This is a genomic window from Roseateles paludis (assembly GCF_039872745.1).
In the GTDB taxonomy this organism is placed as follows: Bacteria; Pseudomonadota; Gammaproteobacteria; order Burkholderiales; family Burkholderiaceae_C; genus Pelomonas; species Pelomonas paludis.
In genome coordinates, this window is record NZ_JBDPZD010000001.1 from 168,289 (window position 1) to 182,125 (window position 13,837).

Below are 13,837 nucleotides of genomic sequence, written 5' to 3' on the forward strand. Positions count from 1 at the left end.
AAATGCGCTGGCGCAAGCGCCTACCCACCCATCTACCGAAGGACGCGTCTAACCCGGACCTGAAGCTCGCGCGACTCTCGCGGGGCGGCATCGCGGCTGGCCAGGGTGCCAGCGGGCGCCGGGTCGGCCGCGCCGTCTTGCAGGGTTGCCACGCGCTGCCAATGGCCCTCGGGCAGCGCCAGTTGGGTCTGCACGGCGGTGCCATCGGGGGCGGCCGCCTCCAGGCTGAGCGTGATGGGCTGGCCGGCGCCGGCCGAGCGTGGGCGCACCGCCAGACGCAACGGGCGCTCGGGCGAGCCGGCCGCGCGCGGTGCCACCCACAGCTGGGCGGGCCGCCCCTGGGCGTCCAGCGCCAACGCAAAGTCCAGGCTCAATGGCTGTTCGGTCGGTGCCGGGGCACGCAGTTGGACCTGCCCGAGCAGGCCGTCCTGCACCACCAGGCTGGCAAGGGCCTCAACGCGCACGGCTTGCGCCCCCGTGCTCAGCACCTTGGCCTCCCCCGAGCGGGGCGACACGGTGCCCTGCGTGCCGATCACGGTCGCGCCGTCGCGCACACCCGCCTGCAGGGCCGGCGCCAGGCGCACCACCACCCAGCGCAGCTCGACCTCAAAGCGCAGCGCCGGCGCTGCCCGGGTGGGGATCGGGGCGCCCAGCATGGGGAGGGCTAGCCAGGCCCGCAGCAGGACCCGGCGCGATTCGACATCTGGCATGGCGCACCCCTCCAACATGGCAGGCAGGAGCGCAAATCTTGCGCCAGGCAGCCGCCGGCCATCGCGCGAAAAGCGCGGCCCCCGTACCGCCCCTTCGGCGGCGGTCAGCGGCGGTCAGCCGCAGCAGGCGTAGTAGCCCGTGTATTGCTCGTGCTGCTGCGGGATGCCGCGCACAAAGGTCACGCGCTTGCCCTGCGTCAGCGAGTTGAAGATGACCGGAAAGCCCACGTCCTTGATGGCGGCGTTGATCACCACGTAGGCGGCGTTGAGGTTGGTAATCTCGTCCCAAAAGTAGCGCAGCAGCTCGAACACCAGCATGGGCTTGGTGCGCGCTGCGGACTCCGGGGCGATCTCGCTGATCATCTCGCTGGCCTGCTTGGGGCTGATGCGCGCCTGGTTGGTCTCCAGCAGGTAGATCGACGACACCTCGGGCGCCAGGCGTTCGTGGAAGGTGAGATCGCCAAAGAGCTCGGCCCGCGCGGGGTCAAGCGTGCAGCGCATGTTCTCGGCCGCCTTGCTGTTGCGCTGCCGCAGGTAGACCTGCCAGTCCCGCATCGCAAAGGGCAAAGGCTCGATGTGCTGCCTGAACAGCAAGCCACCGTCCGACATTTCGATGGGTTCGAGGTTGACGGGCTTGGCCTCATGGAGCGCAATCTGCGTCAGGGCCAGCTTGAGGCCCATCTGCAAATAGGCCGGATGAGCCACCAGGGTGTCGAGATGGGTTTCGTTCATCCCGTCGGCCGACAGGGCGTCCATCAATCGCTGGCAAATCGGTGAGTGCACTGGGGTTCCTCCTGAAACTGCGTCCCGCACAAGTCCCCGGGCTCGGGCCCGATGTGGTGTGGTCGGAGTAAACACCAATGCCGCCATGCCGTGTAGCTGGCGCGTGGCAATATTGCCCGCAGTGAGAGCTGAAATCGCGTTCAGCGTGCATCAATGCCTTGCGCATCCCTCATCGGGTGCAAGGCCTGGCACCGTTAGGCTTCAGGCTTTGACAGCCCGCGCCTGCATTCCATGAAGCTCTACATCGGCAACAAGAACTACTCGTCCTGGTCCATGCGCGCCGGCGTGCTGCTGGCGGCCTTCAAGATCCCGCACGAGGCGGTGCTGCTGCGCCTGGACATGACGCCCGGGTCCGCCTTCTACGAGACCCTGGCTCGCATCACCCCCGCCGCCCGCGTGCCCGTGCTGGTGGAGGACGACGGCTTTGCCGTCTGGGACACGCTGGCCATTGCCGAGTACCTGGCCGACCGGCACCCCGAGCTGGCCATCTGGCCCCGCGATGCCCGCCAACGCGCACGTGCCCGCAGCGTCTGCGCCGAGATGCACGCCGGCTTTGGCCGGCTGCGCAACGTCTGCCCGATGAACATCGAAGCGGCCCTGCCCGAGGTGGGCGCGCGCCTGATGGCCGAGGACGCTGGTCTGCGGCAAGACCTGGCCCGCATCGACCAGCTGTGGAGCGAGGCGCTGGCGGCGAGCGGCGGACCCTTCCTCTTCGGCAGCTTCAGCGCCGCCGACGCCTTCTTCGCGCCAGTGGTGATGCGCGTCACGCGCTATGGCCTGCCGCTGAGCGCTGCGGCGGCGGCCTACTGCCAAGCCATCGAGGCCCACCCGGCCGTGGCGGCCTGGGTGCTTGACGCGCTCAAGGAGCAGGACTTCATCCCCGAAGACGAGCCGTATCGGACGGCGCGGGCGTGAATAAGCCGGCCTGGGGCCGGCTTAAGGGGAGAGCGGCTTTGTGGTCTTCGCTCACGTCGCAAGCGACATGAGCTTCGCCCCAAAGCGGCCCCGGTCGCTACCGCGACCGGCTGCCAGGCTTACAGCCCGGCAGCAGCGCGCAGCGCTGCCGCTTTGTCTGTGCGTTGGCTTCGGCCGGGCCTACGGCCCTTCACTTCGCAAGCGAAGTGAAGCCTGCGCCGAAAGTCGGCCAAGCTCGCTTTGCTCGTGGCCTTACAGGCCAGCAGCCGCGCGCAGCGCCGCTGCCTTGTCCGTCTTTTCCCACGTGAACTCGGGCTCTTCGCGACCAAAGTGGCCATAGGCCGCCGTCTTCGCGTAGATCGGGCGCAGCAGGTCAAGCATCTGGATGATGCCCTTGGGGCGCAGGTCGAAGTGCTCGTTCACGAGCGCGGCGATCTTGTCGTCGGAGATCACGCCGGTGCCTTCGGTGTAGACCGTCACGTTCATGGGCTTGGCCACGCCGATGGCATAGGCCACCTGCACCTGGCACTGGCGCGCGAGGCCCGCAGCCACCACGTTCTTGGCCACGTAGCGCGCCGCGTAGGCGGCCGAGCGGTCCACCTTGGACGGGTCCTTGCCCGAGAAAGCGCCGCCGCCGTGCGGGCAGGCGCCGCCGTAGGTGTCGACGATGATCTTGCGGCCGGTGAGGCCGCAGTCACCCTGCGGGCCGCCGATGACGAAGCGGCCGGTGGGGTTGATCAGGTACTTGGTGTCGGCCGTGAGCCATTCCTTGGGCAGCACGGGCTTGATGATTTCCTCGCGTACGGCCTCGTAGAAGGCATCGGTCATGCGGTTGCCCAAGCTGTACTCGGGCGCGTGCTGGGTGGAGAGCACCACGGTGTCGATGGAATGCGGCTTGCCGTCCACATAGCGCATCGTGACCTGGCTCTTGGCGTCAGGGCGCAGGAAGGGCAGGCGGCCGTCCTTGCGCAGCTGGGCCTGACGCTCCACCAGCCGGTGGGCGTAGTAGATCGGCGCGGGCATCAGCTCGGGCGTTTCGTCGCAGGCGTAGCCGAACATCAGGCCCTGGTCACCGGCGCCGGTGTTCAGGTGGTCGTCGGACGCATGGTCCACGCCCTGGGCGATGTCGTTGGATTGCTTGTCGTAGGCCACCAGGACCGCACAGCCCTTGTAGTCGATACCGTACTCGGTGTTGTCGTAACCGATGCGCTTGATGGTGTCGCGCGCGACCTGGATGTAGTCCACGTGCGCATTGGTCGTGATCTCGCCGGCCAGCACGACGAGGCCGGTGTTGGTCAGCGTCTCGGCAGCCACGCGGGAGCGCGGGTCCTGCTCGAAGATGGCATCGAGGATGGCATCCGAGATCTGGTCAGCGACTTTGTCGGGGTGACCTTCCGAGACGGATTCCGAGGTAAAGAGAAAGTCGTTCGCCACGTTCTTAAACTCCATTGGCTGGTTGAGGGCTCGGCGCTTGCCGTGCTAGCCAGGTGGCGCGGCGAACGCTTTAGCTGGATTTGTGAATCGCCCGCAAGTAGTCCAATAACTCGGCGATAGCGGCAGAGTATAGAAAACATGATCTGGTTGTTTCGCGCAATCTCCTGGCTGCCGTTGGCGTTTCTCCACGGTTTGGGCGGGCTGCTGGGGTGGTTGGTTTACGGGCTATCGCCCACCTACCGGCGGCGCTTCAAGGCCAATGTGGCCCAGGCTGGCATCCCCTGGGCTGCAGCCCGGCCCGCCATCGCCGCCGCCGGGCGCATGACGGCCGAACTGCCCTGGCTGTGGGTGGCACAAAAGGGCCGGCCCTTGGGCCAACGCCTGCAGTGGGACGGTGCCGAGCACGTCGAGGCCGCGCTGGCGGCCGGCCGCGGCCTGGTGCTGCTGACGCCTCACCTCGGCTGCTTCGAGATCTGCGCCCAGGCGATCGCCGAGCGCTTCACCTCGCCCGAGGCGCCGATCACCGTGCTCTACCGCCCCGCCCGCCAGGCCAGCTTGCGCGAGGTGATGGCTGGCTCGCGCGAGCGGCCGGGCTTGGCCACCGCGCCGGCCCAGCTCTCTGGGGTGCGGCAGATGATCCGCGCGCTGCGCAAGGGCGAGGTCGTCGGCCTGCTGCCCGACCAGGTGCCCCCCGAAAGCCTCGGTGTCTGGGCGCCCTTCTTTGGCCGCCCGGCCTACACCATGACCCTGGCCGGCCGCCTGGTGCAGCAGACCGGGGCGGCGGTGCTGCTGATCTGGGGCGAGCGCTTGCCTGCCGGGCGCGGCTACATCGTGCACCTGCTGCCCGCCCCTGAGATCGCCCCCGACGCCAGCCCCGAACTGGCGGCCACGACCATCAACGCCTCAATGGAAGGCTTGATTCGCCGCGCGCCCGGCCAGTACCTCTGGGGCTACCACCGCTACAAGCAGCCGCGCGGGCTGGATATCGGCGCAGCGCCGCCGGGGCCGGCTGGATAATCCCGCCCCATGCGAGTGCGCTTCACCAAGATGCAGGGCGCGGGCAACGACTTCGTCGTCTTTGACGCGACGCGTGAGCCCTTCAGCCTGACCCCGGACCAGATGCGTCGCCTGGGCGACCGCCGCTTCGGCGTGGGCTGCGACCAGATCCTGGTCGTCGAGCCGTCCACCAGCGATGCCGACTTCGGCTACCGCATCTTCAACAACACAGGTGACGAGGTGGAGCACTGCGGCAATGGCGCGCGCTGCTTCGTGCGCTATGTGGTGGACGCCGGGCTCACAAACAAGCGCCGCGTGGTGGTGGACACCATGAACCGCCGCCTCCACCTGCAACTGCAGGACGATGGCCGCGTGACGGTGGACATGGGCGCGCCGGTCTTTGAGCACGCCGCCCTGCCGTTTGATGCCTCGGGCCTCACGCCTCGGCTGGAAAACGGCTTCGAGTTCTGGCCGGTCCTGTCGGCCCCCGAACCTGCCTCTGCGAGGCAGGCCCCCCAAGGGGGTCAAGAAGGCTCGGGAGCGGCCCGTCGCCTTCTTGAAGGCGTGGAGGTCGGTGTCGTCTCGATGGGCAACCCGCACGCTGTGCAGCGCGTGCCGGACGTCAACACCGCGCCGGTCGAGACGCTCGGCCCGCGCATCGAGGCCAATGCGCACTTCCCGCGCAAGGTGAATGCCGGCTTCATGCAGATCCTGGCCCGCGACCGCATCGCGCTGCGCGTCTTCGAGCGCGACGCGGGCGAGACCCTGGCTTGTGGCACCGGCGCGTGTGCGGCGGTGGTGGTGGGCATCCGGGCCGGTTGGCTCGATGCTGCCGTGGAAGTACAGACGCGCGGCGGCCTGCTGCGCATCGAATGGGCCGGGGGCCAAAGCCCGGTGCTGATGACAGGCCCCGCCGCCCGAGTTTTTGATGGAGAGATCGACCTGTGAGCCAGACCCCCGTGAATCCGGCCGACGCCCTGCAGGGCATCACCGAAGGCGACATCGCCAACTACCTGGCCCACACGCCCGGCTTCTTCGAGCGGCATGCCGCGCTGCTGGCCACGGTGCAGCTGACGCACCCGCACGGCCACCGCGCGATCTCGTTGCAGGAGCGCCAGGCCGAGATGCTGCGCGAGAAGATCAAGGGGCTGGAGCAGCGCCTGATGGAGATGATCCGCAACGGGCAGGAGAACGTCGCCATTGCCGACCGCCTGCACCGCTGGACGCTCAAGCTGATGCGAGCCGCCCAGCCCGAGGACGTGCCGGCCGTGCTGCTGGAGTCGCTGCAACATGAGTTCATGATCCCGCAGGCCGGCCTGCGGCTGTGGGGCGTGGACGAAGGCCATGCCGAACTGACCTGGACCCAGGCCGTGAGTGCCGACGTGCAAAGCTTTGCCGGCAGCCTGGCCCACCCCTATTGCGGCGTGAACTCGGGCTTTGAGGCCGCGCGCTGGCTGGGCCTCGCGGACAGCGGCGGCACCGCCACCTCGCTGGCCCTCGTGCCGCTGCGCCGAGGTACGCAGACCTTTGGCCTCCTGGTGCTGGGCTCGCCCGACCCGACGCGCTACACCGCCGAGATGGGTACCGAGTTCCTGACCCGCATTGGCGAGCTGGCTGCTGCCGCGCTGGCCCGCTTGCTGCCGCCGGCGGCATGACTGCAGAGCTCGCGGCCGAGTTTCAGGATTACCTGAGCTTTGCCCGCGTGCAGCAGCGGCTGGCGCCGCGCACGCTGCAGGTCTACACCAACGCCCTTGAGCGCCTGCAGGCGCTGCTGGCCGAGCGCGCGCTGGCGCCCACGCAGTTGCTCGTGCCCCAGGCCCGGCGCCTGGCGGCGCAGCTGCACGCCCAGGGTCTGGCGCCCAAGTCCATCGCGCTGCTGCTGTCCTGCTGGCGCAGCTGCTACCGCTGGCTCGGGCGCCAAGGCCGCGTCAGCTGCAACCCTTTTGACGGGCTGCGCGCGCCCAAGGCGGCCAAGCCCCTGCCCAAGGCGCTGAGCGTGGACGACGCGGTGCAGCTGGCCTCGTACACGCCGCCCGCCGCCGCCGACCCCGTGCTGGCCGCGCGTGACCAGGCGGTGGTCGAGCTGCTGTACGGCAGCGGCCTGCGCCTGGCCGAACTGACCGGCCTCGATGTGCAAGCCAGCGCCGAGGCGCGCGGCTGGGTGGACCTGGATGCGGCCGAGGTGCACGTGCTGGGCAAGGGCAGCAAGCGCCGCAGCGCACCGCTGGGCAGTGCGGCGGCCACGGCGCTGCGCGCCTGGCTGGCGCAGCGCGGGCAACTGGCCTTGCCGGACGAGGTGGCGCTGTTTGTGGGCGCACGCGGGCGGCGCTTGAGCCCCTCCAGCCTGCGCGCCGCCCTGGCCCAGCGCGCCGTGGCCGCCGGCCTGCCCACCCACGTGCACCCGCACATGCTGCGCCACAGCTTTGCCTCGCATGTACTGCAGTCCAGCAGCGACCTGCGCGCCGTGCAAGAGCTGCTGGGCCACGCCCACATCACCACGACCCAGATCTACACGGCGCTGGATTTCCAGCACCTGGCCAAGGTCTACGACCAAGCCCACCCCCGAGCTAAAAAATGACCCCCCCTACTGACTTCGTCAGCCCCCCGAGGGGGCGCCACCAGCAGCCCGGCGGAGCCGGTTCTGCGGTGGCCGCTGGATGGGTCGCAGCGCTTTGCGCGCTCGCTCCGTTGTGCGCGTCCGCGCAAGAGTCTTTGGTTCGCCCCGCCTCGACACGCCCCGCCGCCATCGAAGCCAACTGGACGGCGGTGAAGATGCCCGACGGTGGGCGCACGGCGTTTGCGTCGATCAGCTACCTGATGGCGGTGAACGATGACTGGGGCTTCGGGCCCGGGGTGTACGGCACGGCCAAGGGCAACTACGGCGGCATCTTCACGGCGGGCTTCACCGCGCAGCGGCGTTGGCGGCTGGGGGCGAACACCCACCTGGCGACCAGCCTGTATGTGGGTGCGGGCGGCGGGCTGTCCAGCAGCGAGCTGCGCTTTGGCGGTGGGCTGATGCTGCGGCCCGAGATCTCGCTGCGCACCGAGCAGGGGGCCTGGTACTCAGGGCTGAGCCTGGCTCAGATCCGCTTTCCGGGCGGCAACGTCAAGGGCACGGCCCTGGGCTTCAGCCTGGGGCGGTCCACGGACTTTGGCAGCTTCTCACCGCTCGACGCCGGGCGCCGCGGCGCGAGCTCGGGTCGCACCGGGCTGGGCATCGACGAGATCGCCTTCACGGCCACCATGGCCCGCCCGCGCGCCGGCCTGCTGCGCCGCGAGGGCTCGCCGCTGGCGGGCACGCTGGGCTTTGCCGGCGCTGACCTGCGGCAGTACGTGGCCGAGGGCAGTTGGTGGGGGGTGGAAGCCTCCGGGGCAGCCAAGGGCGGCGTGGACGGCTACATGGAAGTGCTCGGCCAGATCGGGCAGGACTGGCAACTCGCCAAGAGCGCCCTGGGTCAGCTGCGCGTCGGCGGTCAATTGGCCGGTGGCCTCGGCGGCGGCGGCGGCGTCAACACCGGCAGCGGCTGGTTGCTGCGCGCGGGCCCGAGCTTGCGCTGGGTCACGCCCTGGGGCGCGTCGCTGCGGCTGGAGGGCGGCGCCACGCGCTCCTACAGCGGCACCTACCGGGTGAACTTTTGGCGGGCCGCGCTGTCCATGCCCCTGGACCGCACACCGGCGACAGCCTTCAACGGCCAGGGCGATGAAGGCATGGGCACGGTGCGCGAGCAGCAGCTGGGCTTGAGCACCCTGGTCCTGCCGCGCGTGCGCTTCAAGGATGGCCGGCGCGAGACCGTGGGCGAGCTGGCGGTGAGCATGCGCCGCGAGCTCTCGGACCGGACCTACGGCGTTGCCTATGCCGGCAGCGCCGCCAAGGGCAGCGCTGGTGCTTACTCGTTCGGGCTCTTTGGCGCGGGCGTGCAAAGCCGGCCCTTGACCCCGAACAGCAACCTGCGTGTCGGCGCCGAGGCCTTGGTCGGCGCGGCCGGCGGTGGTGGCGTGCAGGTAGGCGGCGGCGCCGTGATGCAAGCCGAAGCCTGGGCCGAATGGCGGCCCGACGAACGCCTGCGCCTGCGAGCCGGCGCCGGCCAGTGGCGGACGCTGCGCAGCCATGACCAGCGTTCGGCGCTGCTGCACCTGAACCTCAGCTACGCCTACGGAAGCCTGCAGCGATGAAGACCGTTCGGCTCCGCCCCGGCAAAGAGCGCGCCCTGCAAAAGCGCCACCCCTGGGTGTTCGAGAGCGCCATCGCCAAGGGCGGCGGCGATGCCGGCGAGACCGTACGCGTGGAGTCCGCCGAAGGCGAATTCCTGTGCTGGGCCGCCTTCAGCCCCAAGAGCCAGATCCGGCTGCGCGCCTGGAGCTTTGACGAGGCCGAGCGCATCGATGCCGCCTTCTTTGCCCGCCGCATCGAACGTGCCCTGGCCTGGCGCGAGCGCCTCGCCATCGACTCCGACGCCCGCCGCCTGATCCACGCCGAGGCCGACGGCCTGCCGGGGCTGGTGGTGGACCGCTATGGCGACACCCTGGTGGCCCAGTTCGGCAGCACGGGTGTGGAGCGCTGGAAGGACGTGATTGCCGACGCCTTGCTCGCCGCCACCGGCCTCACGCGGCTTTACGAGCGCAGCGATACGCAGTCACGCGAATGGGAGGGCTTGCCCGCCACCACCGGCTGGCTGCGCGGCAGCGGTGAGACGGCGCTGACCATCCGCGAGCACGCGTGGCGCCTGACGCTCGACATCGCCACCGGCCACAAGACCGGCTACTACCTCGACCAACGCGACAGTCGCCAGCGCTTTGGAGAGGCCGTGCGGCAGTTCGGCTGCCAGCGGGTGCTCAACTGCTTCAGCTACACCGGCGGCTTCTCGGTCGCCGCGCTGGCGGGCGGCGCGCAGCAGGTGATCAGCGTCGACTCCTCCGGCCCGGCGCTGGAGCGCGCCCGAGCGCATATCGAGCTCAATGGCTTCGACCCAGCCCGCCACCAGGCCTGGGATGCCGACGTGAACGCCACATTGCGTCGCTGCCTGCAGGAAGGCCAGCGCTTCGACGCCATCGTGCTCGACCCGCCCAAGTTCGCGCCCACCGCCGCCCACGCTGAGCGCGCCGCGCGCGCCTACAAGGACATCAACCGCCTGGCCTTCATGCTGCTCAAGGACGGCGGCTTGCTCTACACCTTCTCGTGCTCGGGCGGCATCCCGCCCGACCTCTTCCACAAGATCGTGGCCGGCGCCGGCCTCGACGCCGGCGTCGACGGCTACATCCTCGACCGCCTTGCCGCAGCGCCGGACCACCCGCAGACGGTGTGCTTCCCGGAAGGCGAGTACCTGAAGGGGCTGGCGATCCTCAAGGCCTGAGCCCGGGCCGCCTGGCCCTCAGCCCGTCAGCCCTTCGTGCGGCGCTGCGCGCGCAAGCCGATGACACCCAGCCCAGCCAGCAGCATGGCCATGCTGGCCGGCTCAGGCACCGCCGTGGCCACGTCCCAGCCAATGGCGTCCATGGCCAGCAAATCAGCGGGCATGGCGTCATAGGACACGCCGGCGCTGATGGTGGGGCGCATCAAGGTCAGGTGCGAGGTGCCGAAGTGGCTGGCCTGAAAGCCATTGCCATGCGCGTCGCCTGTCGAGAAGCTCTCGATGGCGCTGGCACCACCGTTGATCGAGAAGTACGGCGAGCCGCCCACTTGAAGGTCCAGCTTGCCGGGCGCGGAGTAGCGGAACAGGTCGAGCGTGGTGAACCACTCGCTTTCTTCGAACTGGTTGGCGGCGCCCGAGAGGCCGCAGCCACTGGCGTGATCCAGGCAGTAGTCAATGCTGTCAACGCCCGACGTGAAGCCAAGCGCATGGCCGATCTCATGCTCGGCCACAGTGATGAAGTCGTGCTGGCCGCCCGGGGTGCCGCCGACCCGGCTGTAGGAGAAAGCCAGGTCCTTGGAGAAGCTCAGATGCGCATCGGGCGCGTCGGCGGTGGTGTTCACCTTCACGCCAAGGGCCTTCAGATTGGCGGCGGACACCAGCAGGCCCGCGTTGTTGGCCGAGCCGTCGTTGTCGAAGCGCGCACTGCCATTGCCCTGGGTGGACCAGAAACTCAGCGCATTGCCGGCTTGCAGGCTGGCCACAGCCATGGTGTCGGCCGCGGTGGTCTTGTCGGCGCTCAGCAGGTTGCGGACGTCGGCATAGTTCTTGACGTACAGCAGCGAGCTGGCCTGCCCGAGCACGCCACTGCCCAAGGAATCGAAGCTGACCCCGAGGTAGATGGTGACCGGGTCGCTCAGCTTGCTCGACCAGTAGTTGCCCGCCGCCTGCAGGGCCGCCATCTGCTGAGCCGTCATCGGTGTGCTGCCGGTGTTGGTGAACACGAAGTTCAGCGCATGCGCCGCAGGGGCCATGGCAGCGGACACGGCCAGGGCAGCCAGGCATTTGGAAAGGCGAGCAGACATCGTGGACTCCAGACAGGTAAGCGCTGGATTGTCTGCAGGCAGGCGGTGGCTGTCGGTCCCCTCTAGAGGGGGCTCACAGAGCCTAGGGCCTGTTAACAGGCCCTAGGCAGCCGGCAGGTCCACCCGCGTCTCGAACTTGGCCCGCTTCACGCTGAAGAAGGCCTTGATGTTGCGCACATTGGCGTCCTGCGTGAGCAGGCGCTGGCTCAGGGCCTGGTAGCCGGCCATGTCGGCGACCTCGACCACCAGCACGAAGTCCGGCCCGGGCGAGACGCGCCAGCACTGGCGCACCTGGGGCTCGGCCACGGCGCGGGCTTCAAAGGCCTGCAAGTGCTCATCACCCTGGCGGTCCAGTGTGATCTCCAGCAGGGCGTTGAGGCGGGGGCCGAGTTGCTCGCCATCCAGCAGCGCCACACGGCGCAGGATCACGCCGGCCTCCTCCAACCGCTTGGTGCGGCGCAGGCAGGTGGCCGGCGACACCGCCACGCGGGCGGCCAGATCCTGGTTGCTCAGGCTGGCGTCCGCCTGCAGTGCGTCCAGCAGGCGCAAATCAGTGGCATCCAATTCCATCATTGGTCGAATTTTGAATGAATCTTGCGCGGCAAACAAACGCCGCAAGCGGATTTCAAAAACATGCCAACTTTGCACACATTCTGCAAACCGCCTTGCCTAGGATGCGCCCACCCCAACCCGGAGCTTCCCGCATGTGTGGCATCGTCGGCGCCGTCAGCGCACGCAACATCACCCCCATCCTGATCGAGGGCCTCAAGCGCCTGGAGTACCGGGGCTATGACTCCTGCGGCGTGGCCGTGCATCAAGACGGCGCCCTGCGCCGCGCCCGCTCCACCAGCCGCGTGGCCGAGCTGCAGGCGCTGGCCGACCAGGATGGCGTCGCCTCCGGCACCGGCATCGCCCACACCCGCTGGGCCACGCACGGCGTGCCGGCGGTGCACAACGCCCACCCGCACTTCTCGGCCGGCCCCAACGCGGCCGCCGAGGCCGTGGGGCGCATTGCCCTCGTGCACAACGGCATCATCGAAAACCACGACGAACTGCGTGCCGAGCTCAAGGAGCGCGGCTACCACTTCGCCAGCCAGACCGACACCGAGGTCATCGCCCACCTCGTCGACCACGCCTACCAGGGCGACCTGTTAGAGGCCGTGCAGGCCGTGCTGCCCCGCCTCAAGGGCGCCTACGCCGTGGCCGTGTTCTGCCGTGACGAGCCCCACCGCGTGGTGGCCGCGCGCGAGGGCTCGCCCTTGGTGCTGGGCGTCGGCGAGAAGGAGAACTTCGTCGCCAGCGACGCCATGGCCCTCGCGGGCGTGACGGACCAGATCGTCTACCTCGAAGAAGGCGATGTCGTCGACCTGCAACTCGGCCGCTACTGGCTCAGCCAGCTCGACGCCGCCAGTGGTCGCTTCAAGGCCGTCGAGCGCGAGGTCAAGACCGTGCACGCCCACAGCGGCGCCGCCGAGCTGGGCCCCTACCGCCACTACATGCAGAAGGAAATCTTCGAGCAGCCCACGGCCATTGCCAACACGCTCGAAGCCATCACCAGCATCAGCCCCGAGCTCTTTGGCGACGGCGCCTACCGGCACTTCAAGGAGATCGACAAGGTCCTGATCCTGGCCTGCGGCACCAGCTACTACAGCGGCAGCGCGGCCAAGTACTGGCTGGAGAGCATCGCCAAGATCCCCACCAGTGTCGAGATCGCCAGCGAGTACCGCTACCGCGACAGCGTCCCCGACCCCAAGACGCTCGTCGTCACCATCAGCCAGAGCGGCGAGACGGCCGACACCCTGGCCGCCCTCAAGCACGCCCGCGCGCAGGGCATGACGCACACGCTGACCATCTGCAATGTCTCCACCAGCGCCATGGTGCGTGAGTGCGAGATGGCCTACATCACCCGCGCTGGCGCCGAGATCGGCGTGGCCTCCACCAAGGCCTTCACGACCCAGCTCGTCGGCCTCTTCCTGCTGACCCTCGCGCTGGCGCAGACACGCGGGCAGCTCACCGACGAGCAAGAAGCCGAGCACCTCAAGGACCTGCGCCACCTGCCCGTCGCCGTCCAGGCCGTGCTCGCGCTGGAGCCGCAGGTCATCGCCTGGAGCGAGGAGTTCGCCCGCAAGGAAAACGCCCTCTTCCTCGGCCGGGGCCTGCACTACCCGATTGCGCTGGAAGGCGCCCTGAAGCTCAAGGAAATCAGCTACATCCACGCCGAGGCCTACCCGGCCGGCGAGCTCAAGCACGGCCCCCTGGCCCTCGTCACGGCCGAGATGCCGGTGGTCACCATCGCCCCCAACGACGCCCTGCTCGAAAAGCTCAAGAGCAATATGCAGGAAGTCCGCGCCCGCGGCGGCCAGCTCTACTGCTTCGCCGACGGCGACAGCCACATCGCCAGCGAACCCGGCCTGCACGTCATCCGCATGCCCGAGCACTATGGGGCGCTGTCGCCGATCCTGCACGTGATCCCGCTGCAGTTGTTGGCGTATCACACGGCCTGTGCGCGCGGCACGGACGTGGACAAGCCGAGAAACCTCGCAAAGTCGGTCACGGTCGAATGACC

13 protein-coding genes are annotated in these 13,837 nt (G+C 69.0%); 8 read left to right on the forward strand and 5 right to left on the reverse strand.

Annotated elements, in window-relative coordinates:
• Positions 1-32: 32 nt before the first annotated feature.
• Together ABDJ85_RS00845 and ABDJ85_RS00850 are read right to left on the reverse strand one after the other, a co-directional pair.
• Entirely contained in the window at positions 33-710 is a 678-nt protein-coding gene (locus ABDJ85_RS00845) for a hypothetical protein (RefSeq protein WP_347702834.1), read from the reverse strand.
• A gap of 114 nt (positions 711-824) precedes the next feature.
• A complete protein-coding gene (locus ABDJ85_RS00850; protein ID WP_347702835.1) occupies positions 825-1,493 on the reverse strand; it encodes a hypothetical protein in 669 nt (222 codons plus the stop codon).
• A 231-nt stretch (positions 1,494-1,724) separates the two neighbouring features.
• On the opposite strand from ABDJ85_RS00850, the gene ABDJ85_RS00855 reads away from it, so the two are divergent.
• The gene (locus ABDJ85_RS00855; protein ID WP_347702836.1) at positions 1,725-2,408 is read left to right on the forward strand and encodes a glutathione S-transferase; all 684 of its coding nucleotides are present in this window, start codon (positions 1,725-1,727) and stop codon (positions 2,406-2,408) included.
• 252 nt (positions 2,409-2,660) lie between these two features.
• Here the strand turns inward: ABDJ85_RS00855 and metK are convergent, their stop codons facing one another.
• Entirely contained in the window at positions 2,661-3,842 is a 1,182-nt protein-coding gene (gene metK, locus ABDJ85_RS00860; protein WP_347702837.1) for a methionine adenosyltransferase, read from the reverse strand.
• A 138-nt stretch (positions 3,843-3,980) separates the two neighbouring features.
• Here metK and ABDJ85_RS00865 point away from each other — a divergent pair, with 138 nt between their 5' ends.
• The 6 genes from ABDJ85_RS00865 (at position 3,981) to ABDJ85_RS00890 (ending at position 10,189) form a co-directional block, all read left to right on the forward strand.
• Entirely contained in the window at positions 3,981-4,859 is an 879-nt protein-coding gene (locus ABDJ85_RS00865; RefSeq protein WP_347702838.1) for a lysophospholipid acyltransferase family protein, read from the forward strand.
• Positions 4,860-4,868: 9 nt separating this feature from the next.
• Entirely contained in the window at positions 4,869-5,786 is a 918-nt protein-coding gene (gene dapF, locus ABDJ85_RS00870) for a diaminopimelate epimerase (protein WP_347702839.1), read from the forward strand.
• A complete protein-coding gene (locus ABDJ85_RS00875; RefSeq protein WP_347702840.1) occupies positions 5,783-6,493 on the forward strand; it encodes a DUF484 family protein in 711 nt (236 codons plus the stop codon). The genes dapF and ABDJ85_RS00875 overlap by 4 nt, the downstream gene beginning before the upstream one ends.
• Positions 6,490-7,416 carry a tyrosine recombinase XerC gene (locus ABDJ85_RS00880; protein ID WP_347702841.1) on the forward strand — a complete coding sequence of 309 codons (927 nt, stop codon included), beginning with the start codon at positions 6,490-6,492 and terminating at the stop codon, positions 7,414-7,416. The genes ABDJ85_RS00875 and ABDJ85_RS00880 overlap by 4 nt, the downstream gene beginning before the upstream one ends.
• A 134-nt stretch (positions 7,417-7,550) precedes the next feature.
• Positions 7,551-9,011: a hypothetical protein gene (locus ABDJ85_RS00885; protein WP_347702842.1), complete on the forward strand. Its 1,461-nt coding sequence runs from the start codon at positions 7,551-7,553 to the stop codon at positions 9,009-9,011.
• Positions 9,008-10,189, forward strand: coding sequence for a class I SAM-dependent rRNA methyltransferase (locus ABDJ85_RS00890; RefSeq protein WP_347702843.1), 1,182 nt, complete (start codon positions 9,008-9,010; stop codon positions 10,187-10,189). The genes ABDJ85_RS00885 and ABDJ85_RS00890 overlap by 4 nt, the downstream gene beginning before the upstream one ends.
• Positions 10,190-10,215: 26 nt before the next feature.
• Here the strand turns inward: ABDJ85_RS00890 and ABDJ85_RS00895 are convergent, their stop codons facing one another.
• Together ABDJ85_RS00895 and ABDJ85_RS00900 are read right to left on the reverse strand one after the other, a co-directional pair.
• Positions 10,216-11,271, reverse strand: coding sequence for an NF038122 family metalloprotease (locus ABDJ85_RS00895; RefSeq protein ID WP_347702844.1), 1,056 nt, complete (start codon positions 11,269-11,271; stop codon positions 10,216-10,218).
• A 102-nt stretch (positions 11,272-11,373) separates the two neighbouring features.
• On the reverse strand, positions 11,374-11,841 hold the full coding sequence (locus ABDJ85_RS00900; protein WP_347703811.1) for an Lrp/AsnC family transcriptional regulator: 468 nt from the start codon (positions 11,839-11,841) through the stop codon (positions 11,374-11,376).
• A gap of 134 nt (positions 11,842-11,975) precedes the next feature.
• Between ABDJ85_RS00900 and glmS the strand changes: the two genes are divergently transcribed.
• The gene (gene glmS, locus ABDJ85_RS00905) at positions 11,976-13,835 is read left to right on the forward strand and encodes a glutamine--fructose-6-phosphate transaminase (isomerizing) (RefSeq protein ID WP_347702845.1); all 1,860 of its coding nucleotides are present in this window, start codon (positions 11,976-11,978) and stop codon (positions 13,833-13,835) included.
• Positions 13,836-13,837: the final 2 nt, after the last annotated feature.

Excerpts from the sequence above, each read along its gene's own strand:
- ABDJ85_RS00845 (WP_347702834.1), bottom strand. The coding sequence starts at position 710 with ATGCCAGATGTCGAATCGCGCCGGGTCCTGCTGCGGGCCTGGCTAGCC.
- ABDJ85_RS00855 (WP_347702836.1), top strand. The coding sequence starts at position 1,725 with ATGAAGCTCTACATCGGCAACAAGAACTACTCGTCCTGGTCCATGCGC.
- ABDJ85_RS00865 (WP_347702838.1), top strand. The coding sequence starts at position 3,981 with ATGATCTGGTTGTTTCGCGCAATCTCCTGGCTGCCGTTGGCGTTTCTC.
- dapF (WP_347702839.1), top strand. The coding sequence starts at position 4,869 with ATGCGAGTGCGCTTCACCAAGATGCAGGGCGCGGGCAACGACTTCGTC.
- ABDJ85_RS00880 (WP_347702841.1), top strand. The coding sequence starts at position 6,490 with ATGACTGCAGAGCTCGCGGCCGAGTTTCAGGATTACCTGAGCTTTGCC.
- ABDJ85_RS00890 (WP_347702843.1), top strand. The coding sequence starts at position 9,008 with ATGAAGACCGTTCGGCTCCGCCCCGGCAAAGAGCGCGCCCTGCAAAAG.
- ABDJ85_RS00895 (WP_347702844.1), bottom strand. The coding sequence starts at position 11,271 with ATGTCTGCTCGCCTTTCCAAATGCCTGGCTGCCCTGGCCGTGTCCGCT.
- ABDJ85_RS00900 (WP_347703811.1), bottom strand. The coding sequence starts at position 11,841 with ATGGAATTGGATGCCACTGATTTGCGCCTGCTGGACGCACTGCAGGCG.
- glmS (WP_347702845.1), top strand. The coding sequence starts at position 11,976 with ATGTGTGGCATCGTCGGCGCCGTCAGCGCACGCAACATCACCCCCATC.